Genomic DNA, 24,369 nt, shown 5'->3' on the forward strand with positions numbered 1-24,369 from the left:
TAATCGCAATTATTAGTGACATCAGACTGTTGCCCTACCTGACTTGGGCAACAGCCGTGACTATTTAGCCGAAGAATTCGATGTGAATTAAGGAGCCTATTGTGTTTCTCGCTCAAGAAATTATTCGTAAAAAACGTGACGGTAAACAATTAAGCGAAGAAGAGATCCGCTTCTTCATCAATGGTGTGCGTGATAACACGGTTTCTGAAGGTCAGATTGCAGCCCTAGCAATGACCATCTATTTCAATGATATGACAACCCCAGAGCGTGTCGCGCTAACGCTAGCGATGCGTGATTCAGGTACCGTATTAAATTGGAAATCACTGAATCTTAATGGTCCACTCGTGGATAAACACTCCACAGGCGGTGTGGGGGATGTGACTTCACTCATGTTAGGGCCTATGGTTGCCGCATGTGGTGGTTATGTTCCGATGATTTCCGGTCGCGGCTTAGGTCACACCGGTGGAACCCTTGATAAGCTCGAAGCTATCCCTGGGTTTGATATTTTCCCTGATGATGAACGTTTCCGCGACATTATCAAAAATGTCGGCGTGGCGATTATTGGTCAAACCAACTCACTAGCGCCGGCTGACAAGCGTTTCTATGCGACTCGTGATATCACGGCAACCGTGGATTCTATTCCGCTTATCACCGCTTCTATCTTAGGTAAAAAATTAGCCGAAGGGTTAGATGCGTTAGTGATGGACGTTAAAGTGGGTTCAGGCGCATTTATGCCAACCTACGAAAAATCAGAGCAACTGGCTGAGTCCATCGTGCAAGTTGCCAATGGTGCAGGCTGCAATACTACCGCGCTGTTAACTGATATGAACGAAGTACTGGCATCCAGTGCAGGTAATGCTGTTGAAGTTCGTGAAGCTGTACAGTTCCTGACGGGCGAATACCGTAACCCACGTTTGTTCGAAGTCACCATGGCGCTGTGTGTGGAAATGCTTGTTTCAGGTAAATTGGCTTCGGATCGTGACGATGCGCGTCAGAAATTACAAGCGGTGCTGGATAACGGTAAAGCGGCTGAAGTGTTTGGTCGTATGGTCGCTGCACAAAAAGGGCCGAAAGATTTTGTTGAAAATTACAACAAATATCTGCCAACTGCCGTTCTTAGCAAAGCCGTTTACGCACCTCAAGCGGGCATTATCACACAAATGGACACACGAGCACTGGGTATGTCTGTGGTAACGTTAGGGGGTGGTCGTCGTAAAGCTACTGATCCTATCGATTACAGTGTTGGTTTAAGTGATATCGCAGCATTAGGTAGCAAAGTTGATACCCAAACTCCACTTGCGATCATTCATGCCAATAGCGAAAAATCATGGGAAGAGGCGGCGAAAGAAGTTCGCGCTGCTATGATTATTGGGGATAAAGCCCCAGAAGCGACACCAATGGTCTATCGTCAAATTAGTGAATAAACCGATATCCGCATTTTTCACAGAAGGGTGCGGGTTAGATGACGCGATGAACAGATAAGCTGTATCGCAGGAGAATAAATATGAAACGCACATTTATCATGGTACTGGATTCCTTCGGGATCGGCGCTGCAGGTGATGCCCACAAATTCGGCGACGAAGGTTCGAACACTCTGGGTCATATCGCAGACGCTTGTGCTCGCGGGGAAGCAGACAAAGGCCGTAAAGGTCCATTACACCTGCCTAACTTAACAAAATTAGGTTTAGGAAAAGCAGGGGAAGAATCAAGCGGAAAATTCCCTGCGGGTCTGGATCCAAATGCAGAAATTATCGGTGCATATGGTTATGCGAGCGAGTTATCTTCAGGTAAAGACACGCCGTCTGGTCACTGGGAAATTGCGGGCGTTCCTGTTCTATTCGATTGGGGCTATTTCGAAAAACACGAAAACAGTTTCCCACAAGAATTGCTGGATACACTGGTAGAAAAAGCCAACTTACCGGGTTACTTAGGTAACTGCCATTCATCGGGTACGGTCATTCTGGACCAACTGGGTGAAGAGCACATGAAAACGGGCAAACCAATTTTCTACACCTCTGCGGACTCTGTATTCCAAATCGCGTGCCATGAAGAGACTTACGGCTTAGACAAATTGTATGAGCTGTGTGAAATTGCCCGTGAAGAGTTAACCAAAGGCGGTTACAACATCGGCCGTGTGATTGCGCGTCCATTTGTTGGCGACAAAGCGGGTAACTTTGAGCGTACGGGTAACCGCCATGACTTAGCCGTTGAGCCACCGGCGCCAACCGTACTGCAAAAATTAGTGGAAGAAAAACAAGGTGAAGTGGTGTCTATCGGTAAGATTGCCGATATCTACGCTCACGTTGGTATTACCAAAAAAATCAAAGCAACGGGCATCAACGCGCTGTTTGACGCAACCTTAGAAGAGATGAAAATTGCGGGTGACGACACTATCGTTTTCACTAACTTTGTCGATTTTGACTCAGCATACGGTCACCGTCGTGATGTTGCCGGTTATGCCGCTGCATTAGAGTTATTCGATAGCCGCTTACCTGAAATGCTGAAACTGGTTAAAGAAGATGACATTCTGATCTTAACCGCTGACCACGGTTGCGACCCAACTTGGCCGGGTACAGACCACACTCGTGAGCATATCCCAGTGCTGGTGTACGGACCAAAAGTTAAACCAGGTTCTTTAGGTCACCGTGAAACGTTCGCGGATATTGGCCAGACAGTCGCGAACTATTTTGATTTATCACCAATGGAATACGGTAAGCCGATGTTTTAAGCTTGCGACAAGGTGATTTGAAAATAAGGCAGGAAACTGCCTTATTTATTGTGCACAATTTTAATGATTAAAAGGGAATACGAATGGCTACTCCACATATTAATGCAGAAATGGGTGATTTCGCAGACGTCGTACTGATGCCGGGTGATCCACTGCGCGCGAAGTACATTGCAGAAACTTTCCTTCAAGATGTTCGCCAAGTGAATAATGTACGCGGTATGTTAGGTTTCACAGGAACTTATAAAGGTCGTAAAATTTCCGTTATGGGTCATGGAATGGGTATTCCTTCATGCTCCATCTATGCAAAAGAGCTGATCACTGATTTTGGCGTTAAAACGCTGATCCGTGTTGGTTCATGTGGTGCAGTAATGGATGACGTGAAACTGCGTGACGTGGTTATCGGTATGGGCGCATGTACTGACTCTAAAGTGAACCGCCAGCGCTTCAAAGACCATGATTTTGCGGCAATTGCAGATTATGACTTAGTACATAACGCGGTTGAAGCGGCAAAAGCACGTAACGTAAACGTGCGTGTTGGTAACCTGTTCTCTGCGGATCTGTTCTATTCTCCAGATCCAGACATGTTTAAAGTGATGGAAAAATACGGTATCCTCGGTGTGGAAATGGAAGCTGCTGGTATCTACGGTGTTGCTGCTGAGTTCGGTGCCCGCGCACTGACTATCTGTACTGTTTCTGATCATATCAAAACTGGTGAACAAACAACTTCAGAAGAGCGTCAAACCACGTTCAATGAAATGATTGAAATCGCACTGGATTCAGTTCTGTTAGGCGATAAATAATCGTTGATTAGAACTCTAGTCTGAATATAAAAATGCCACTTTCGAGTGGCATTTTTTTTTGGGGAATGAGATGGTGATTTATTGTTAGTCCCAAAATAGGACATTGATTTGACATTATCCCAATATGGGACTATAAATGCAGGTATGAAAATCATATCCATTAAAACTCTGAAAGATTTTGGGTTAAATACCCTGAAACGGAGCAGCCACTGAAAGCTTGGGTTGATGAAGCGGTAAAAGCTGCATGGAAAACACCTGCTGATATAAAAGGAATGTACCGAAACGCCAGTATTTTAAAAAATAAGCGTGTGGTTTTTAATATAAAAGGAAACTGTTACCGATTGATCGTAGCGATTGCATATCAGCGTGGATGGATATTTGTGAAGTTCATAGGAACTCATGAACAATATGATGAAATTGACGCAGAAACGGTGGAGTTACTGTCATGATTATGCAAATTAAACCCATCAGAACGGAACAAGACTATGAGGCGGCATTAAAAGCGGTCTCTCCAATGTTTGATAACGAACCTGAGCTAAATACTCCTGAAGGGGACTATTTTGAAGTGATGTGCCTCTTGATTGAAGAGTATGAAAAGAGACACTATCCCATTGAAGCGCCTGATCCTATTGAAGCGATTAAATTCCGAATGGAGCAGCAAGGCTTAACCGTTAAAGATTTAGAAGCTGCGATTGGAAAGTCTAATCGAGTTTACGAGATTTTAAATAGAAAGCGAAAGTTAACTCTACCAATGATCCGGCGATTACATTGCCAATTTGGGATCCCATTACGCAGCTTAGTCGGTGTTTAATGGACTTAAAAATGCCACTTTCGAGTGGCATTTTTGATTTATAAATCTGCTTAAATTTTCGATTTAATTCTGCTCATCACGATCGCATCCACATACTCACCATCACGAAAAGCATAATCGCGCAAAATCCCCTCTTGCTTGAAACCAAATTTTTCATACAGACCTAAGCCGCTACCATTAGAGGCAAAGACTTCTAATTCAATGCGGTGAACATTTAGCCAATTGTCACAGTAATCCACCATAACTTGCATTAATTCCGAACCAATTCCTTTGCCTTGATAAGCCTGACTAACTGTAATGCCGAAACTCGCCACATGTCGGCGGCGTATTTGAGCTGGTTGATGTACGACAAGTAGCCCGACCACGGCATCATCAAGTGTGGCGACAAATTGAGTCACCAGCGGATCATTGGCCCCCAGTCTGGCTTCCCACGTTTTCTCTGTGGGATAGGGCAGCTGCAAAGTGTTGGCATAAGCGGAGTAATCAGCGTGCATTTGTGTGATAGCGTGGACATCGTCCAAGGTGGCTCTACGTATTATTACGTTGTTCACAAAATTTTCCTTTTATTATCGTTTTTTAGAAGAATATTAATCACATTAAAAGCAATGTATGTCAACGAAGTAAATAGCTTATCTCCATAGATTAATATGGAAAATATCAAATTTTATATTGGAAATATATAAGTGGCGATATTTGATATCGTAGATAAATTGAAGGATATATTATTATTTTCATTTCATTTAAATTAAGGAAGCGAGTATGTCTATTATTAAAATGGGTTCAGTTGAAAAGAACAATAATATGTTCATAAATAATGATGCTCAGAAAAAATCTGGATTCAAGAATACATTGAATTTAACGATTGGATGCTTTATTTCATCTGTTCAAAATAAGCTTGATTCAATCAATGAAATGGTATGCCGAAAAAAAATCATTAGAAGCTGCCATTCAGTTGTTGAAGCCATTGATCTTAAATCAGCGAATAATGATATTTCAAAGAAATCACTAAGAAAAATCGAACGTAAAATTATAGAGATTAATAAGAATAATTCTTTCTTAGATGATATGGATATTAAAGAAGCAATTAAATCTAAAACGAAAAGTGCTAATGAACCCGTACGTGAGAAAATTAGTGCGATGCTTGATAGTAAATTTGGGATTGATATTTATCATAGTAAAGAAAAAACATCATCTATGGTAAAACCCGAAAATGATTTTATTGATTCACAAGTTTCAAATAGAACTGTAAGTTCAGATGTGAACGATGCTGTATTTTTAAATTTAGTAAAAAACCACCAAATGATATTGATGGAAAAAAAAGAGAATCGAATTAATAAAGATAGCTACATTCTTCCAAAGATAGAGGAAGTTGATATGGAAGAAGATAATGAAAATAGCTTTTTAAGTTTAAAAAAGGATACAGAGGAAATAACTGAAGCACTTTCTAAGTTAAAAATGGAATTTAAAAATAGAGAAAATGAATTGAGTTTACGCGATGCTTATAAAGTTAATAAACATTCATTTAAATAAAACAATTTAACTATTTCCAATAGGGCTTATTTCTTAATTAATATCAAGAATAAGCTCTTTTTTTAAATCTAAACTAATTTATACAAAAAGGAATGTAGATGAAACTTTTTCAAAATCAATCTCAAGCTGCTACGTTAATGGACTCTTCATTGAATGGTATGGTCATGGCAATAACCAAAAATCCCAAGGTTTTTGAAGGTAAAAGCGATATTATCATCGATAAGATTAAAGCAGCCAAAAACAATGGCAAGGATGGCTGGGAAGAAATAACTAAAGCATGGGGGATTGTTGCAAACGGAGAAGCGAAAAGAAAAATTGATAAGTATTTTAAAGAAGCCTTGAAGGTTGTGAATGGCACGGAAAATGAATATTTAAAAGTGGGTGTAAAATCAGAACCGAAAAGCGAAATTTTATCAAATAAACTTGCCGAAGCCCCTTCTTCAGACGAAAAAAAAACAAAGCCACATCGTATGATGGAAAAAATTGAGAGCAAACTTACTCAGTTTAAATCAGATGTAAAATCAGAAATAAAAAGTAAATTGGACTTAATTAAGATAAAAGAAATACATAAAAGTGAGGCTAGTTTAGAGGTAAAAAAAAACTGTTACGGTAGTTTTGATGAATTAATAGATAACTTGAAAAGTGGAGCGAGCTTATCCGAACAAGATTTGAGTTATATAAAGGTTTTAATGAGCTATATTAGAACGAAAAAATCCATTGATGGGAAGGATCAGGTAAGAACAGAAATGGAAAATTTTTTCATGGGTATTATTGGCGCATTACACCATGATTTTGATAAAAAAACGGTTCTTAACCTTTTTCAAGAGCAGCGATTTTTATCAATATATAAATCCTATTATCGGACAATGTCTTACTCTATCTTATCTCTGCTTGAGAAGCATCATTTCCCTAAGGAAATTACAGCGGAAATCAAAAAACATATTATGACCTATTCAAATGAAAACTTAGATAAGCTTCAATCTGATAAGGTCAATTACATGGCTTCTATAAGAAATATCAAAGAGATAAAAAGTACTTCTGGATTTGATGCTTTTAACTCGATTGATAGTGTGAAAAAAACTACGCTGATTAAAAAAATTCTTTCTGATAATGAATTTACAGGTGAAAAAGGCGCGCGTTTAACCACATTGAGTCATGATGTAAAAGATGGGCGCATTATTGAATTTATCAAAGAGGAAATGAATTCAGACATTGAATCATTACAATCTGAATGTGATGCTAAACACGCTGAAGAAAAAATCGTATATGATAAGTATATTAAAGAAAAAAATGAGGTTATAGATACTGGGATTAATAGAATTAAATCAATGCTAGTAATGAAATCAATACGTAAAAGCATTGTAGACTCAGTGATTAACATCATTCAGAAAAAAAGAAGTAGCACTAAGATAGACATTTTCTCCTCTAAAATTGATTTAGTTATCAACATGCTTCAGTGTAAGAGAATCAAGATTAATCAAATCGCTAACGATATTGAATACTATCTGAATATTTCAACGGATAAATTACTATCAGAGATTGAAATAGCGAAATCTAAAAAACCATCATTTAAAGAGCGCGTATTTTCATTATTTAATGACTTAAATAATCGAGTGTTAAATTTTTTCTATAACGTAAAGCAATCCTTTAAATAAGGGCGTAGTTAATGTTGCTACGGAAACCAACAGCTTGATAAATAAAGCTGTTGGTTTCTTCTATGTCATGCTACGGCAGTTATGGCGTCATCATAAATACTTTTTGATTTTGCCCTAAGTATTTACCAGCTAACTGATTTATCTGTGGGAGTGTTAAGGACTCAATCACTGCTCGTTCTTGCATGAGACGCTGATATTGCCCATCATCCGCCGCAACTTGCGCGAGGGCTTCAGTCCAATAGCTTGAGCTATCCGTGACTTGCGCATTTTCAGTGAGCCAAATATTTTTGGCTTCCGTTAACTCTTTTTCCGTCACACCCGTTTGGCGCAGCTGTGCAACAGTATTGTGCGCTAAAGTTACCATTTCTGAAGCACGTTCTGGCGCGGTGGTGAAATTTAAGCGTCCGGTGTAATACGGCTGTGGTTTTTTCGCTAACATTTGCGAGAAGCTTAGGGCATAGATGCCGCTGGCTTTTTCACGCAATTCACTACGCAGACGTTGGCTAACAATGGTATCAATCAGTTGCAGAGCCAGCTGATCTTGCTGAGACCACTGTGCGGGCGCGGCAAATTGAATGCTGATCATGCTTTTATCGCTGCTACTGATCGGATATTGCTGATTAAAGCTTGCCATCTTCGGCATGATCCCTTGGTTGCGCCATGCCAGTTTGCCATCATGGGCAGGCAACGTCGCAACCCACTGCTCCAGTAGTGGTTTTAGCTCGCGGGCATTCATCGCGCCAGTGATCACCAATGTCATATCTGATGTGGAGGTGAGTAATTGACGGTTGGCTTGTTGAAGCTGCTGAGCGGTAAAGGTTTTCCAAGCTCCTTCAGGGGAGATCACTAACAGCTCGCCATGTTGGTAACTTTGCTGATTAATATGGTCGAGGAATGTACGCTCTACGGGCATTTTCGATAAGTTCAGTGCGAAAGCCTGCTTCTGCTGCTCAAGTTTCTCTCCACTAAATTGCGGTGCGGTCAGTTTTAAATTCAGTAACTGCAACGCGGTTTCGAGATTATCAACGGGAGTTTTACCTCGATAAGCGTGGTTGAGCAGCTCGCTATAAGGGCGAACGCTAACCTGATTTTGTTTGGCTAATAACGCCAAATCACGGGCGCTGTAATTGCCATAACCGCTACTTTCTGGCAGCTTCATTGCCCAGTCGGTTAAGCCTGCAGTTTGCAGGGTTTCAAGGGAACGACCACCCGGCAGCTGTAAGTTAAACTGAATATCATCTTTGAGATTTTTATCCGTTTTAACAATCACTTTGATGCCATTACTGAGTGTCCACTGCTCTGTTTTTTCGATAGGAAGTGACGTTTGTTCGGTAATTGTGCCTTTTGCTACAACGGGTAATTTCAGGCTAATGGCTTGAGAACGCAGCGTGAACGGACCCGGTTGTGTTTGGCGAATTCGTTGCCACTGTTCATTGAAGGTTTGTTTGTTGACGGCCTTTTCATCGGTATCAGGGCCAATCAGCGCTAAGCGTGGGGATGCGACCTGTAAAAGGCTAGCCACATGACGCTGTAAATCTTGAGGCTGGATATTTTGGGTTAATTGGTAGCTATTATCCAACTGCTGGCGTTTGTTCCACATCGGCATCTCATATTCGAGTGCGGTGGTCAGTTGTCCTGCTAAGTATTCATTACTGTAACGTTGCTCGGAACCCGCTTGTTGACTGAGTTTCTTCAGCATGCCTTGTTTAGCGCTATCCAGCTCTTGTTGCGTTACAGGCTCGGTCGCTAAGCGTTGTAGCTCAGTAAACAGAATTTCGGTCGCGCCCGCATAATCATTACCTTTTGGATGGATAATCATTAGCTGCTGAAGGCGTTGGTTATCTAGCATTGCCCCTTGTTCATTAATACTAATGGACGGCAAAATACCATTATCCACCATCACAGAAAAACGTTGATTCAAGATGGTTAACCATAAATTATCCATCAGATCGTCGGTTTGACCTTGGCGAGTATTCAGCGGTGCGGAGACATTTTTTTGCAGTGAAAACTGCACGTAGCGTGCACCTTGTTCTTTATCAAATACCCCTTGAACAAGCATATTGTTGGAATCGGCAAAGCGCTTCCATTCTGGAGAATCTTGGGAAATTTTTTCCGGCTTCGGTAACGCAAATAACGTTTTTACTTCATCACGTACGGTTGATGCGCTGAAGTCCCCAATAATCAATAAGCTCATACGCTGAGGCTGATACCACGTTTTGTAGTAGGCCTTGGCTTGTTCAATAGGAGCTTGGCGAACCACATCAAGGGAGCCAATAGGGTTACGCTCTGCGTAGCGGCTACCGTGGTAACGCAATTTTTCGAGGCTGTCATTGATGCGATAGCCCATGCCCTGACGCAAGCGCCACTCTTCAATAATGACGGGGCGCTCTTTTTCAAATGCCTCGGTATCGAAGGTCATATTTGCCGCCCAATCCGCCATTACTTGTAATCCTGTGCTGATTTGCGCTGGCGTGGCATTTGGCAATGATAATTTATATAGAGTGCTGTTGATGCTGGTGATCGCATTAACGTGGCTACCGAGTTTCAGTCCTTGCTGTTCTAACTGTTTAAAGCCGGTGGTACCCGGAAAATGTTGGGTGCCCTTAAAAGCCATATGCTCAGTAAAGTGAGCTAAACCGAGCTGTTGCTCAGTCTCTTGCAATGAACCCGCATTGACCAATAAGCGCAACTCAACGCCTGGTTGGTTGCGCTGAAGCAAGTATACTTGCAGCCCATTATCGAGTTGATAATGTTGCAGATCTTGGCGTACTGGCAGCAGTGTTTGCTCGCCAGATTGTCGAGGCGTGCTGTTAACACAGCCTCCTAAAAGGGCTGCAACGACGGCGGCCAATGTAATTTTACGAAGCATATTCTGGGGCTCCTGTCATAAATGGCGTATTTTGCGTTGTTTCAGATAAACGCAGATGCTTGTCAGCTAATTGGTCAATAAAGCCTTGGTGGCTAACCAAAATGATGCTACTGGCGGGAAGCTGAGCTTTCAGCATGTTCAGTAAAGCGAGTGCACTCGGCTCATCAAGAGCGGAGGTCATTTCATCCAGTAGCATTAACTTCGGTCGATTCAGAAGCAGTCGCGCAAACATAATGCGTTGCTGTTCACCACCCGAAAGTCGGTTGTTCCAATCGGTTTCCAGAGAGAGTTGTGAATGAAGTTTTTCCAAACCAACAAGGGTTAGCGCATATTTCAGATCCGAAGCCGCAAATTGGCTGGCATCTTGTGGGTAAGCCAATAAGTTATCTAAACGGCTTATCGGTAAATAAAGACGCTGCGGGATCCACATGACGTTATCTGTGCGTGTAATTTTGCCGTCAAAGAATGGCCAATGACCGCTTAATGTGCGCAGTAACGTGGATTTACCAATACCAGAACGACCGGAGATCAACATCAGCTCACCGCTATTGATGCTAAGATCAACGGTGCTCAGTAGTGGGCGATGATCTGCCGTAAACAGGCTTACATTTGCTGTTAACGGTAGGCTATCTTCGTTGATAGTGGCTTCTGGGGTTTTATCGTTTTCCAATAACACCACAAAGTTATACAGACGCGCGACAGTGGCTTGCCATGCCGCAATCTCTTTATAGGCAAAAATAAACCAGCCCAATGAAGTCGCTACGCTGGTGAACGCTTGGCGTAGCTGCATTAATCCACCCAGCATAATCTCACCCGCTAAAAACTTAGGTAATGCCAGCAACACAGGGGCAAGGGCGGTCACTTGCTGATAGCCGACGGTATAAAACGATAAATTACGTTCACAGCGGATCAACTGGTTCCAGTTACGGATAATTTCGCTAAAGCGGGTCATCAGCTCTTTACGGTCTTGTGGTTCACCCCGTTGCCCTGCGATGGCATCCCCGTGTTGGCGGCAATTGATTAACGAACTACGGTAATCCGCTTCACGGCGCTGTTTATCCATATGCAGGCGGCGCAGAGGGAAACCAATCAGTTGGGTTAGCGCGATCCCGATGATAGTGTAAATAATACAGGCCCAGAACATATAGCCCGGAATGGTCCAATCGCTGTCGGCGAAATTAAATGAAAGGCTTCCTGAAAGCGTCCACAAAATCGCGGCAAATGAAATCAATGTCAGCATTGAATGCAGGAAAGTCACTAACAGATTCAGCGTTGATTCAATCAGTAAGCGAATATCTTCCGCAATACGTTGGTCGGGGTTATCGGGCTCTTGGGATGCGAGCCTCAGCATATAGTGTTTGCTGTTGCCGGAAAGCCAGCGACCAAGTACTTGCTCAGTCATGCCTTTGCGCCAACGGATAATCAGCATTTGCTTGAGGTAGGTCCCCATCACCACCACAAAAATCAGCCCACTGACTAAAATCACAAAATATTGCAGCAGACCATACAGTGCTTGTCCGTCTAGCTTTTGCAGGGCGTTATAGAAATCCCCGTTCCACATGTTCATTTTGACATTGAACCAGACGGAAGAAAGGGTAAGCCCTAATGAGGCAAACAGCAGCACCCAGCACAAAAGGGCAGCACGCTGCCCCCAAAAAGGTTTAACTAAATAGAGAAATTGTTTAATGGTCTTCATGACTCGATTTCTTAGGTTATGTGTTTGACATTGCTCACGGCTATCACTTAGAGATCGTAATTCACTTGCAGCCAGAACTGACGACCCGGATCGTAAGATTTGATAGTGCGGTCATTGAACATAAAGCGGTCTGCAATATTTTTGTTATTCAGTACGTTATTCACTTCAACCGAGAATCCAAAGCCATAAGCAAAGTCAGGTTTCCAGCCTAGGCGGGTATCCCATGTGTATTTGCTCGCAAAGTTTTGTTTGGTGTATTTGCGTAACTGACCATATTCAGGATCGGTGTAGTAAGCGTTGTCATAACGAACCGCTTGGTCACGAGAACCCCACCATTGCAGGCGGTTGTACCATGTGACATCATACTCATCCCAAACACTGGTCATCTCTAGGTTAAGCTTAATCGGCGAGTTAAAGCTGGTGGATGGCAGTTTTGATGAATCAATCACTTTGCCGTCGTACCACACTTTGTTGAGGTTAACTTTGTTACCCGGATCGAATGAGTTATAGCCAGAGTCTTTTGGTGTATTACTTTCGCTTTGCTGCCATGTGAACGAGGCGGTCATAACATGAGATGCCTCTGCCCATTCCCACGGTTGGCTATTGTTAACGGATAATGTCACGGTATCGTGAGAACTGCGCCCACCGTTGTCGTACATACGGATGCTACGTTTATCTTCATCGCGGCTGTCGTATTTGGTGCGGGTACGAACTTCGTCATAACCTTCACGGTGAACATACTGTAAGCGCCAAGTGGTCGATAAGATTTCTTGTTGCAGCGCGAGGGTTAACTCATCGTTATAAGGGGTTTTAAGAGAATCGATCCCTTCGTAGTCTTTTTTGTTGTCCCACTTATTATTTTCAGGGATAAGTGAACATGGGTCGAAATATCCTGCACAGGTTTGCATGCCACCATTTTGTGCTCCATACAGAGCATAAGTGAGCATTGAACGGCCGTAATAGCGGTTTGCACCGGCAATCAACAGTGTTTTCTTATCACCAAATAAGTCGTAGGTACCTGAAATTCGAGGGGCAACGTTGGTGCGATTAACAAAGTCATCGCGATCAAGACGAACGCCGGGACGTAAGGTTAATTTTCCGTATTGAATATTGTCATCAAGGAAGATGGCGTAATTGGTGTAGTCCGCGGAGTAGCTGCCTTTTTTGAAGCGGCTGATATTCGTTAGGGTCCCAGAGTAGTCATCCCCCATAAGATTTCCAGAGTAGGTATATTGGAAATAATCATGGTCACGGACATAAGTCCCTTTGGTGTAATTGACTTCAGCCCCTGCGGTTGGTTGGTGAGTTAACCCTAAGCTATCTTCTTGCGGATTAAAACGCATGACCGTTTTCAGGCTATGGGTATTTTGTTTCGACTCTAAATCCCCTAGTCCTCCACTATTACGTTCCGTGGTGCCAAGGTAGTTGTAGTCATCATCGAATTCGATTGCTCGAACCATTAACGAATATTTTTGATCGTTTTTACGATCATCTTTCAAGCTTTGAGTATTGGCGGTCGCTTCAAATTGACCTAAATCGAATTGATGTTTGAAGACAGCGGTCAAGCCTAACCCATCATGGGTTGAGTCATAGCCAGAATTACTGATTGATGAAGAAAATAAGCGACTATCATAAGAGGCGTAATTGGCTGATAAATCTAATGAGCTCTTCTCTGATAAATTCATCGAATACTTCAAGAAGTAGTTATCGGAGGTACGCCGCTGATTTTTTTTACCCGAGTCTGAGTAGATAGGCTCAATTGTATTATTCTCTAAAACAAAGGCTTCGCCACCCGTCACTGTCATCGGAATGGTCGAACTGCGGCGAGATGCGGAGAACACCACACCTGAATTTTCGGTCACACCCAATTCAAACCAGCCACCGAAATCATTTTTATCGTAGCGATTTTGGAAACGAGCTGGATTGGCGGTATCGTTTTTGGTGGTATCGATAGATTGAGTCGAATCGTGGAACAGATTATTCCAGCCAGAACGGGTTAAACGGTAGTAAGCGTGGGCACTATTTTCCCCTTGCCAACGACGGCTGTTGACCTCAACGGTTCCTCCCGTAAATCCACCAAACTCCACTGGGATGTTGTTATCATAAACGGCCATGCTATCAATCAAGCGGCTGTCGATGTAAATCCCTTGGTCGCTGCTGCTCAGTCGCGTGGCGGTTTCACCTAAGCCACTGTCGGCAGGGTCAAAGTCATTGTTGAAGCTCACGCCATCAAGGCGATAGGCGTTCTGGTAGCTACTGGAACCATGAATAGAAATACGAGAAGGCTTAATTTCCCCTTGATTCATGGAGTTGCTATCGTTATTCGCAAACTGCACGGCAGGGTTAGTTTTCATTAAATCGGTAATATTGCCGTCACCGGTATTTTTTTGGCTGATCTCTTCTGAGGTGACGTATTGCGGCGCAGACATGACATCCATGGCAGGGTGATTTTGTACCACTCCCGACACTTGAGTTTCCGGTAAAACTAGCGTGCCTTGGTTTAAGTTTTGAGGACGAATAACCAGCATGCCGTTTTCGTTGACTAGCTCTAACCCGCTACCAATAAGAATTTTTTGTAATGCGGTTTGTGGGGTATAGCGGCCAGAAAGGGCAGGTGCGCGTAGCCCGTTGAGTTGGCTTTTATCATACAGCAGTGAAACCTGACCTTGGCGACTGATTTGATCAATAGCGCTCGCAAGACCTTGTTCGGGTAACGAGAAAGTGATTTCTTGGGCGATAGCAGATTGGCTGACTAACGCACTGGTGACCGCCAGTGACAGCGCAATCGGCTTGAATCGACCGAGTGTAAATTGAATTGCCATGGATATCCCTTATTCTTAAGCTGCACGAAAAATGTGCTAAAAAGTATTCAATAAAAATGAAGCTACTTAAGAAGAGGGTGAAATGAGAATTATCCTCACCTGCAAATGAAAATATTTTTTATTTATTTTTTTTGTTTTGGATAATCAAAAGGTTATTTTTATCCTGATACACGACTTGCACAGGAAGGAGCGAGGGAAGTGCCTGAAAAAAGGCATCTGGCTGTTGAAGGTTAATGCGTCCGGATATTTTCCGGTTGGCTAAATTGCTCGGAGAGAGTTCAACCTGAAAGTCGGAATAGGTTTTTAATTCAGACAGAACTTCGCCAAGGGGCTTATCCACAAAGCTGAGCTCACCAAAACGCCATCTTGCCACCTCTTGCGGGGTGACTGAATTGAGTGCGATTTTACCATTAATACTCGGGCTCAGCGCCCCTTGTCCAGCAAGCAGTAATACGGGTTTTGGGCTGTTGACGCTTTGAAAGCTCACAATGCCTTGGCTAACATTGACCGCGACTTGCTCGCCTTTTTTATTCACTTCAAATTCCGTTCCCACCACTTGAATACGTCGCTGATCCACGTTGATCACAAACGGGCGATACGGGTTGGATTTCACTTTAAAGTAAGCGGAACCTTGGTCTAAATAGAGCTGGCGGATTGGTGTTTCATAAGCGACTCGAATACGGGTATCGCGATTGAGAAACAGCTGAGAGCCATCTGACAGCGTCACCTCTTTGGTGGAGTCAGTGGAAACTAGCGTCATGTTATTGAGCAACATGGAGGGAAGCTGACTGTATGGCAAAAACAAAACGGCAGCGATAAAACAGGCGGCAACCAGATGACCGAGAGGCTTCCAAAACGATGAAAAACAGAATTTTGAAGCTGTTTGTTTGATAGGTGCTGGGCGCGGAACTTTTTCAATATCTTGCCAAATTCCGGCCATCGCTTCATAGGCATCTGCATGGGCTTTGGATGCACGTAACCAGATTTTAAACTCTTGAGATTGCTGGTCACTGAGCTGCTGGCTATGCACGCGGGTAAACCACAGCGCCGCGTCTTCGTCGATGCGTTGTTGCTCGACTGACGAGGTATTTTCTGGCTGCTGGGTTTGGTTATTTTCCATTACGGATGATTGCTCTGATCGTCTAAATATTTTTTACAATGCACTAATGCCGCTGCAATATGTTTTTCCACCATACTGATCGAAATTTCCATACGCTCTGCAATTTCACTTTGCGATAAGCCATCAAAGCGATACAGCAAAAAAGCTTCTCTGCGCCGAGGAGGCAAAAGGTCAATCGCCTCGCCAAGTCGCGCAATTCGCTGTTGGTGCTCTAAAATTTCGCTAGGATCGGCGGTAGTTTGCTCAAAACTTTGCTCATGCACCACGTCATCAATCGAGGTATGGGACTGGCTCTGTTGATGATTCCGTCGCCAATGGTCAATTAACACATTGCTAGCGATTTTAAACAGATAAGCACGGTTCTCCTTCACAGGATCCTGCGCTTTACGGTTTAGCCATAGTGTAAACACATCCTGTGATAAATCATCCGCATCGTTACTATTACCTAGTCGACTGCGGAAAAATCGCACAAGCTGACCATAGGTTGATTGATATGCGCCGCTGATTTTGCGGGCAAGGGATTTATCGATAGTCATTTTCTGGTGTCAAAAGTGAAAATAGTTTAATAATTAGCTCAAATTGACTTTATAAATTAAATCAATACCTTGTAGTTACTATTGTTATTTTATTAATAATAATGAATATCATTTTGATTTGTATTATGCCTATAATCAGCGAAAAATAAAGATGTGAGGCAAAATATGAACAGCAGTGTGGGGCAGCTGGGAAGCCCAATTTTTCGTCCTCTGGGCGGTTTATGTGGAAGTCTTGTTTTCCATGGAATACTGGCAATGCTTTTTATTGGGTGGTTTACAGCAAACCTACCCAAAACTGGGGTTTTACCACCCGCAATCTCTTTACAATTAGGGCTTTATCAACTGGAGCAGCAGCAGGAGCCAGAGGTTAATAATGCGCCTAAACAGCAGATGGCAACACGAGAAGAAATTGAGCCTGAAGTTGTTGAAAAAGCAGAAAAATTACCCCAAACACCACTGGTTGATAATGGAACATTGACGCGCGTCACCGAGAAAAAACGCCCGCCAAAGAAAAAGCCAGTTCAAGAGAAAAAAGTGGTGGAAGAAGCTCCCGTTTCAACCCAAGAATCGGAAGTGACGTCGGTTCCAACCTCTGGCAGCGAGTCGAATAGCAGTGCGAATTTTGCGAGCAGTGCTGCTGCCCCCGTCAGTGGTCATCATGGGTGGGAAAGTGACATTCATCAACGATTAGCGAAAGCAAAGCGATACCCACGCGCCGCATTGCGTTTTCGTTCAACGGGCGTTTCTCAAGTTAAAATTATTGTGGATAACCAAGGCAAGGTAGTGAGTGCCAGCTTGATTAACTCGTCAGGCACCAAGATCCTCGATAAAGAAGCGCTAGCCACTATTGAACGCGCTGCACCGTTCCCAATGCCACCTGAGTCTTTGTTAACTAACGGAAAAGTGGAGGTAATTGCGCCGATCTCGTTTGATACGACGTCAATTTAGTCGTAATTAACGGTTACTGCTTTTCTGTATATTTACGCGCTACCCGTCTTGGTCGATGTGGACTCGGATCTTTACGGCGTTTGGCGCGTGGTGATTTTAAGGGGCCATGCATATGTGCCCCTTTTGACCCATTGCTCTGTACTTTGAGCTTATCTTCACTCTCTTCTGTGTTTTCGTCAGGTTCGACGATCAATTGCTGCTGACCTTTCTTTTTCTTCAGGCGCATTAAGGTATTCGCCAAAATAAAGCCAATACATAAAGATAATAAAATAAATACGCGCATGATATTTGCTGTGTTGTCGGCTTGCTGAAGATCGGTGGTCAGTGATTCCGTATCGATGGTTAGGCGTAAATACCCTTTGGGTTCTTGTGCGCCCTGCACAGGTATCACTAATTGATAATGAAAATTTTGTAGCTCTGATTTTCCATCAAGAGAAAGTCGCTCTTTAACGCTGGCAGGTTCACCAATTTGGGTGACTAATGCGCCCGCCGCCGTATATAAGCTGGCATCCAAAATATAGTGATCTTTCGCTAGATGATTTAAATTGGCATTAATTCGTTCTAAATTAAAATCTTTGCTGCCGGGAACCATATAATCGGATAAGCTAAATGCCACTTGCTCAGCTAATACTTGAGTTAGTTGCTTAAATTGTTCCAGCCGGCTTTGACTTTGGCTATATCCCAAGTATGAAACCCCGTGCATTAAGAAGGTTATCAGCGCAACGCAAACAATGATAATAACGGTTTTGTGCAGCCTAAATGGGAGTTTCATAGGAATAATCGTGCTCTTTGTCTGTTTTATCGCAATTAGCAAAGTCATGAAGCGTTAACTTGCTGGAAAATTTAAGTATAGTAATTTTATGCAGGGTATACATTATAAAAAAGTTGTATCCACAACAGGAGCTAATTTTCATGCCAACGAGTTTGACCTACTGTTATCTGCCTGATGAAATTCAAAAATGGCCGGGTTTACCCTTATCGCTAAGTGGTGAAGAAGTGATGCCATTGGATTATCGTGCAGGGGACACTGGGTGGTTGTTATATGGTCGCGGTTTAGATAAAGCGCGAATCAGTGATTTCCAGCAGCGTTTAGGGATAGCGATTGTGATTGTCTCCTCTTGGCGCATTGATGATTACCAAGTTGTCCGCATCGCGGGCAGCATTACCCCCCGCATCAAAAAACTGGCGGATGAAAGCCAATTGGATGTGGTGCCACTCGGAAAAATTCCACGCTTACGTTCCCCAGGGATCTTACTCATGGACATGGATTCTACCGCGATCCAAATCGAGTGCATCGATGAAATTGCCCGTCTAGCTGGGGTCGGTGATCAAGTTTCTGAAGTGACTGAACGCGCCATGCAAGGTGAGCTCGATTTCACGGAAAGTCTACGTGCTCGTGTGGCACTACTCGAAGGTGCTGATGCGGCTATTCTTGACCAAGTTCTTGAAACCTTGCCGTTAATGCCGGGGTTAACCAGCTTAGTTCGTAAACTACAAGCGATGGATTGGCATATTGCTATTGCTTCCGGCGGGTTCACGTTCTTTGCCGATAACCTACGCCAGCGATTAAAACTGGTCGCGGCTGTTGCCAACCACCTCGAAGTCAAAAATGGCAAACTGACAGGTAAAGTCAAAGGGGCGATTGTCGATGCAAAATACAAAGCACAAACCCTCGTTAAATTGGCGGAAAAACTGAATATCCCAATGGAGCAAACCGTCGCCATCGGTGACGGAGCAAACGACCTGAAAATGCTCAGAAAGGCAGGGCTGGGAATAGCGTATCACGCGAAACCCAAAGTGTTTGCCAGGGCGAAAGTGGGGATTAAGCATGCGGATCTGATGGGAGTGTTATGTGTCCTTAGCGGGGGGCTCAAGCACGAAGAACGCTAAAATCTTCTTCATTCTTAGCGTGACAACGTTGTTGGCTGCTCTTAGCCACCCTAGTCACATACTTGTGTATGCTCCTAGGGCTGTCTGCGTTTGCCGCCTAGTTGTCACGCGAATAATTTTGAAGATTAGAACTTGTGTTAGTTAAAGAGTTAAAGAGTTAAAGAGTTAAAGAGTTAAAGAGTTAAAGATTTAAAGATTTAAAGATTTAAAGATTTAAAGATTTAAAGATAAAGCGTTAAACATTTTTTTGGTGATTAAGGAGTGGCTGTGGCGAAAGGTGCGAAAAGGGCATTTGTGTGTAATGAGTGTGGGGCGGATTATCCGCGCTGGCAGGGGCAGTGTAGTGCCTGTAATGCATGGAATACCATTACGGAAGTGCGTTTGGCATCGACGGCAGTGGCGCGTACGGATAGGCTGACGGGCTATGCGGGTAATGCGGCGGGCGTCAGTAAAGTCCAAAAACTCTCTGAAATTAGCCTCGAAGAACTGCCGCGCTTTACCACTGGATTCAAAGAATTTGACCGCGTGCTGGGTGGTGGGGTTGTGCCGGGTAGTGCCATCCTGATCGGGGGGAATCCCGGAGCGGGGAAAAGTACCTTGCTGTTACAAACCATGTGCTTACTCTCGCGGGAGATGAAAACCCTGTATGTCACAGGGGAAGAATCCTTACAGCAAGTCGCCATGCGCGCTCATCGCCTAGGGCTACCGACTGACTCACTCAATATGCTGTCGGAAACCAGTATTGAACAAATTTGCCTGACCGCAGAGCAAGAGCAGCCTAAGCTGATGGTTATCGACTCCATCCAAGTGATGCACATGGCGGATATTCAATCCTCGCCGGGCAGTGTGGCACAAGTGCGTGAAACCGCGGCATATCTGACTCGATTCGCGAAAACGCGCGGCGTGGCGATTATTATGGTGGGTCACGTCACTAAAGATGGCTCGCTGGCGGGGCCAAAAGTGCTTGAGCACTGTATTGACTGCTCCATTATGCTCGATGGGGACGCCGACAACCGTTTTCGTACCTTACGTAGCCACAAAAACCGCTTTGGTGCCGTCAACGAGCTGGGCGTATTTGCTATGACGGAGCAAGGCTTGAAAGAGGTCAGTAACCCGTCCGCCATCTTCTTAAGTCGTGGAGATGAAATTACCTCGGGCAGTTCTGTCATGGTGGTATGGGAGGGTACGCGGCCATTGCTGGTGGAGATCCAAGCCCTTGTCGACCACTCAATGATGTCCAACCCGCGTCGTGTAGCGGTTGGGCTGGAACAAAACCGTTTAGCGATTTTGCTGGCGGTACTGCATCGCCATGGCGGATTACAAATGTCTGACCAAGACGTATTCGTGAACGTAGTCGGTGGGGTAAAAGTGACGGAAACCAGTGCCGACCTCGCGCTGCTATTATCGTTAGTTTCAAGTTTTCGTGATCGCCCATTACCTCGTGACCTTGTGGTATTCGGCGAAGTGGGGCTGGCAGGGGAAATTCGACCAGTCCCAAGCGGACAAGAGCGTATTTCCGAAGCCGCAAAGCATGGGTTTAAACGCGCTATCGTCCCTCATGCTAATATGCCGAAGAAATTACCGGCTGATATGAAGGTGTATGGGGTGAAGAAGTTGGCGGATGCACTCAGTATTCTCGATGAGTTCTAAATTATCGTCATGCTCCGCGCTGTCGCGTTGTTGCTTGCGTTTGCTAACCCTAGTCACATACTTTGTGTATGCTCCTAGGGATTAGCGCCACTTAGCGTCTAGCGACAACACGGATCATTTAGATAATTATGGGATACAGAAGGTTCATGCTCCGCGCTGTCGCGTTGTTGCTTGCGTTTGCTAACCCTAGTCACATACTTTGTGTATGCTCCTAGGGATTAGCGCCACTTAGCGCCTAGCGACAGTACGGATCATTTAGATAATGATGAGATAGTGAGAGAAAAGATTCTCTGTTAAAAAGGGAATAAAAGCGAAAGGACAAATAATATGGCTGAATTTGACTATCTAAAGAGTGCCATCAAAGGTGCAGGTTACACCTTGCAGCAAGTGGCTGATGCGACAGAGATGACCAAAGGCTATCTCAGCCAGTTAATTAACGACAAAATTAAAAGCCCCAGCGCGCACAAAATCGCGGCGCTTCATCGTTTTTTAGGATTGGAGTACCCGCTTCAACAGAAAACTATCGGCGTCGTTTTTGGGAAATTTTATCCACTCCATACGGGGCATATCTATTTGATTCAACGGGCTTGTAGCCAAGTGGATGAACTGCATGTGATCCTCTGCCACGACGAGCCTCGTGATAAAGAGCTGTTTGTGAACAGCTCCATGTCACAACAGCCAACCGTCAGTGACCGCCTGCGCTGGTTATTACAAACCTTTAAGTATCAGAAAAATATCCATATTCACTCCTTTGATGAGCAAGGGATAGAGCCATACCCTCACGGTTGGGAAGTGTGGAGCGATGGGATGAAAGGCTTTATGAAAAAGCATAATATCAACCCTAGCTTTATCTATTCCGGCGAGCCTCACGATGTGCATCGCTATAAAAAATACCTTGGGATCGAAACCATTCTTATCGATCCTGAACGCACATTTATGAATATTAGCGGCAACCAAATTCGCCAAGCGCCATTCCGCTATTGGGAATATATTCCAACTGAAGTGAAACCATTCTTTGTGCGTAAAGTGGCGGTGTTAGGCGGCGAATCAAGCGGTAAATCCACCCTCGTCAATAAGTTGGCCAATATCTTCAATACCACCAGTGCGTGGGAATATGGGCGCGATTATGTGTTTAGCCACCTTGGCGGTGATGAGATGGCGCTGCAATATTCTGACTACGATAAGATCGCGTTAGGGCATGCTCAATATATTGATTTTGCGATTAAATATGCGAATAAAGTGGCATTTATTGATACGGATTTTGTTACCACGCAAGCATTCTGTTTGCGTTATGAAGGGCGAGAACACCCGTTTGTTCAGGCGCTGATTGATGAGTACCGTTTTGATCTCGTTATCTTGTTAGAAAATAATACTCCATGGGTAGCGGATGGTCTGCGCAGCTTAGGCAGTGATAAAGACAGAATGGAGTTTCAAACATTACTGATTGAAATGCTGAAGAAAAATAATATTGAATTTGTGCATGTGGAGTCGTCGGACTACGATTCGCGTTTCTTAGAGTGCGTTTCTTTGGTTCAGCAATTATTGATGCTGGATGACTCACTTTCTGCATAAAAAAACGGCCCCTAAGTGGGCCGTTTTCGATCGTAATAAACGAATTATTTGGTCATCTTTTTGTACTTAATGCGGTGCGGTTGCAGAGCATCTGCACCTAAAGTACGTTTCTTGTAATCTTCGTACTCAGAGAAGTTACCTTCGAAGAAGGTGATATTGCCTTCATCTTGGTAGTCGATGATGTGGGTTGCGATACGGTCAAGGAACCAACGGTCATGGGAAATAACCATTGCACAGCCCGGGAATTCTAACAGGGCGTTTTCCAGTGCGCGTAAAGTTTCAACGTCGAGGTCGTTGGTTGGTTCATCGAGCAGCAATACGTTGCCGCCAACTTGCAGCAGTTTTGCCAGATGTAGACGACCACGCTCACCACCAGACAGCTCGCCAACGCGTTTACCTTGGTCAACGCCTTTAAAGTTAAAGCGCCCGACGTAAGCACGGCTTGGGATTTCAAAGTTACCGATACGCATGATGTCTTGACCGTTGGAAATCTCTTCCCACACTGTTTTGCTATCATCCATTGCATCACGGAACTGATCCACAGAGGCAATTTTCACGGTATCACCCAAGGTGATTGAACCAGAATCTGGCTGCTCTTGACCGGAAATCATACGGAACAGGGTAGATTTACCCGCACCGTTTGGACCGATGATCCCGACAATCGCCCCTTTCGGGATCGAGAAATTCAGGTTGTCGATCAGAACGCGATCACCATAAGACTTGCTCAGGTTTTCTACTTCGATAACTTTGTCACCTAAACGCGGTCCAGGTGGGATAAACAATTCGCTGGTTTCGTTACGTTTTTGATATTCCACGCTGTTAAGCTCTTCAAAGCGAGCCAGACGCGCTTTACCTTTGGATTGGCGACCTTTTGGATTTTGACGGATCCACTCCAATTCTTTCTCGATGGATTTACGACGAGCCGCTTCTGTTGACGCTTCTTGCGCCAGACGCTCATCTTTTTGTTCCAACCAAGAAGAGTAGTTACCCTCCCATGGAATACCTTCACCACGGTCAAGTTCAAGGATCCAGCCAGCGACGTTATCGAGGAAGTAACGGTCATGGGTGATCGCCACAACGGTGCCTTCGTAGTCGTGCAGGAAGCGCTCTAACCAAGCAACGGATTCAGCATCCAAGTGGTTGGTTGGTTCGTCGAGCAGCAGCATGTCTGGTTTTTCCAGCAGCAGGCGGCAGATAGCCACACGGCGGCGTTCACCTCCAGAGAGGTTTCCGATAATCGCATCCCAAGCTGGCAGGCGCAGTGCATCTGCAGCACGTTCCAGTTGGTTGTCTAAATTATGACCGTCTTGTGCGGCAATAATCGCTTCTAGCTCGCCTTGGATTTTCGCCAGCTTGTCAAAGTCAGCGTCAGGATCGGCATATTGCGCATACACTTCGTCTAAGCGAGTTAAGGCGTTCTTAACTTCGCTAACCGCTTCTTCAACGGCTTCACGAACGGTATGTTCCAAATTCAGTTTTGGTTCTTGTGGCAGATAACCGATTTTAATACCCGGTTGAGGGCGTGCTTCCCCTTCAATCTCAGTATCAATGCCAGCCATGATGCGCAGTAATGTTGATTTACCTGCACCGTTGAGACCTAAAACACCAATTTTCGCCCCAGGGAAGAAGCTCAGAGAGATGTTCTTTAAAATATGACGTTTCGGGGGAACTACTTTTCCCACTCGATACATACTGTAAACGTATTGAGCCAATTTATTTTACCTTTTGTTTTGTAAAGGGAA

The 24,369-nt window shown here is 44.1% G+C and carries 18 protein-coding genes and 1 pseudogene; 11 read left to right on the forward strand and 8 right to left on the reverse strand.

Going from position 1 to position 24,369, the window contains the following annotated elements:
• The first annotated feature begins 101 nt into the window (after nucleotides 1-101).
• The 5 genes and pseudogenes from deoA to H0913_RS03690 all read left to right on the forward strand — a co-directional run bounded on the left by deoA (nucleotide 102) and on the right by H0913_RS03690 (nucleotide 4,339).
• Nucleotides 102-1,424 (forward strand): thymidine phosphorylase, encoded by a 1,323-nt coding sequence (gene deoA / locus H0913_RS03670; RefSeq protein WP_181477988.1) that lies wholly within the window; start codon nucleotides 102-104, stop codon nucleotides 1,422-1,424.
• A gap of 80 nt (nucleotides 1,425-1,504) precedes the next feature.
• Entirely contained in the window at nucleotides 1,505-2,728 is a 1,224-nt protein-coding gene (deoB, locus tag H0913_RS03675) for a phosphopentomutase (protein ID WP_154602794.1), read from the forward strand.
• Nucleotides 2,729-2,811: 83 nt separating this feature from the next.
• A complete protein-coding gene (gene deoD / locus H0913_RS03680) occupies nucleotides 2,812-3,528 on the forward strand; it encodes a purine-nucleoside phosphorylase (RefSeq protein ID WP_006657106.1) in 717 nt (238 codons plus the stop codon).
• A gap of 144 nt (nucleotides 3,529-3,672) precedes the next feature.
• Nucleotides 3,673-3,977: pseudogene (locus H0913_RS03685) on the forward strand (type II toxin-antitoxin system HigB family toxin).
• Between the two features lie 2 nt (nucleotides 3,978-3,979).
• Nucleotides 3,980-4,339, forward strand: a complete 360-nt coding sequence (locus H0913_RS03690; RefSeq protein ID WP_154637990.1) for a helix-turn-helix domain-containing protein — start codon at nucleotides 3,980-3,982, stop codon at nucleotides 4,337-4,339.
• Nucleotides 4,340-4,389: 50 nt separating this feature from the next.
• Here the strand turns inward: H0913_RS03690 and H0913_RS03695 are convergent, their stop codons facing one another.
• Nucleotides 4,390-4,890 (reverse strand): GNAT family N-acetyltransferase, encoded by a 501-nt coding sequence (locus H0913_RS03695; protein ID WP_181477989.1) that lies wholly within the window; start codon nucleotides 4,888-4,890, stop codon nucleotides 4,390-4,392.
• 208 nt (nucleotides 4,891-5,098) lie between these two features.
• On the opposite strand from H0913_RS03695, the gene H0913_RS03700 reads away from it, so the two are divergent.
• On the forward strand, nucleotides 5,099-5,869 hold the full coding sequence (locus tag H0913_RS03700) for a hypothetical protein (RefSeq protein ID WP_181477990.1): 771 nt from the start codon (nucleotides 5,099-5,101) through the stop codon (nucleotides 5,867-5,869).
• 98 nt (nucleotides 5,870-5,967) lie between these two features.
• A complete protein-coding gene (locus H0913_RS03705) occupies nucleotides 5,968-7,524 on the forward strand; it encodes a hypothetical protein (RefSeq protein WP_181477991.1) in 1,557 nt (518 codons plus the stop codon).
• 79 nt (nucleotides 7,525-7,603) lie between these two features.
• Here H0913_RS03705 and H0913_RS03710 read toward each other — a convergent pair whose 3' ends face one another.
• The 5 genes from H0913_RS03710 to H0913_RS03730 form a co-directional block, all read right to left on the reverse strand.
• Complete coding sequence (locus H0913_RS03710) at nucleotides 7,604-10,393, reverse strand: M16 family metallopeptidase (RefSeq protein ID WP_181477992.1); 2,790 nt, start codon at nucleotides 10,391-10,393, stop codon at nucleotides 7,604-7,606.
• Nucleotides 10,383-12,089, reverse strand: a complete 1,707-nt coding sequence (locus tag H0913_RS03715) for an ABC transporter ATP-binding protein/permease (protein ID WP_181477993.1) — start codon at nucleotides 12,087-12,089, stop codon at nucleotides 10,383-10,385. Before H0913_RS03715 ends, H0913_RS03710 begins: the two co-directional genes overlap by 11 nt.
• A 47-nt stretch (nucleotides 12,090-12,136) precedes the next feature.
• Nucleotides 12,137-14,911: a secretin and TonB N-terminal domain-containing protein gene (locus tag H0913_RS03720; protein WP_154637951.1), complete on the reverse strand. Its 2,775-nt coding sequence runs from the start codon at nucleotides 14,909-14,911 to the stop codon at nucleotides 12,137-12,139.
• A 118-nt stretch (nucleotides 14,912-15,029) separates the two neighbouring features.
• Nucleotides 15,030-16,031, reverse strand: a complete 1,002-nt coding sequence (locus H0913_RS03725) for a FecR family protein (protein ID WP_181477994.1) — start codon at nucleotides 16,029-16,031, stop codon at nucleotides 15,030-15,032.
• The gene (locus H0913_RS03730) at nucleotides 16,031-16,567 is read right to left on the reverse strand and encodes an RNA polymerase sigma factor (RefSeq protein WP_154602787.1); all 537 of its coding nucleotides are present in this window, start codon (nucleotides 16,565-16,567) and stop codon (nucleotides 16,031-16,033) included. The genes H0913_RS03725 and H0913_RS03730 overlap by 1 nt, the downstream gene beginning before the upstream one ends.
• Before the next feature lie 165 nt (nucleotides 16,568-16,732).
• On the opposite strand from H0913_RS03730, the gene H0913_RS03735 reads away from it, so the two are divergent.
• A complete protein-coding gene (locus H0913_RS03735) occupies nucleotides 16,733-17,515 on the forward strand; it encodes an energy transducer TonB (RefSeq protein ID WP_181477995.1) in 783 nt (260 codons plus the stop codon).
• A 13-nt stretch (nucleotides 17,516-17,528) separates the two neighbouring features.
• On the opposite strand, the gene H0913_RS03740 is transcribed toward H0913_RS03735, so the two are convergent.
• A complete protein-coding gene (locus H0913_RS03740) occupies nucleotides 17,529-18,287 on the reverse strand; it encodes an AhpA/YtjB family protein (protein ID WP_154637953.1) in 759 nt (252 codons plus the stop codon).
• A gap of 140 nt (nucleotides 18,288-18,427) precedes the next feature.
• Here H0913_RS03740 and serB point away from each other — a divergent pair, with 140 nt between their 5' ends.
• The 3 genes from serB to nadR all read left to right on the forward strand — a co-directional run bounded on the left by serB (nucleotide 18,428) and on the right by nadR (nucleotide 22,627).
• Nucleotides 18,428-19,405 (forward strand): phosphoserine phosphatase, encoded by a 978-nt coding sequence (gene serB / locus H0913_RS03745; protein ID WP_036950248.1) that lies wholly within the window; start codon nucleotides 18,428-18,430, stop codon nucleotides 19,403-19,405.
• Between the two features lie 267 nt (nucleotides 19,406-19,672).
• The gene (radA, locus tag H0913_RS03750) at nucleotides 19,673-21,055 is read left to right on the forward strand and encodes a DNA repair protein RadA (RefSeq protein WP_181477996.1); all 1,383 of its coding nucleotides are present in this window, start codon (nucleotides 19,673-19,675) and stop codon (nucleotides 21,053-21,055) included.
• Between the two features lie 327 nt (nucleotides 21,056-21,382).
• Entirely contained in the window at nucleotides 21,383-22,627 is a 1,245-nt protein-coding gene (gene nadR, locus H0913_RS03755) for a multifunctional transcriptional regulator/nicotinamide-nucleotide adenylyltransferase/ribosylnicotinamide kinase NadR (RefSeq protein WP_181477997.1), read from the forward strand.
• Nucleotides 22,628-22,671: 44 nt separating this feature from the next.
• Here the strand turns inward: nadR and ettA are convergent, their stop codons facing one another.
• On the reverse strand, nucleotides 22,672-24,339 hold the full coding sequence (gene ettA / locus H0913_RS03760) for an energy-dependent translational throttle protein EttA (RefSeq protein ID WP_006662825.1): 1,668 nt from the start codon (nucleotides 24,337-24,339) through the stop codon (nucleotides 22,672-22,674).
• Nucleotides 24,340-24,369 lie beyond the last annotated feature (30 nt).

The organism is Providencia rettgeri, assembly GCF_013702265.1.
In the GTDB taxonomy this organism is placed as follows: Bacteria; Pseudomonadota; Gammaproteobacteria; order Enterobacterales; family Enterobacteriaceae; genus Providencia; species Providencia zhijiangensis.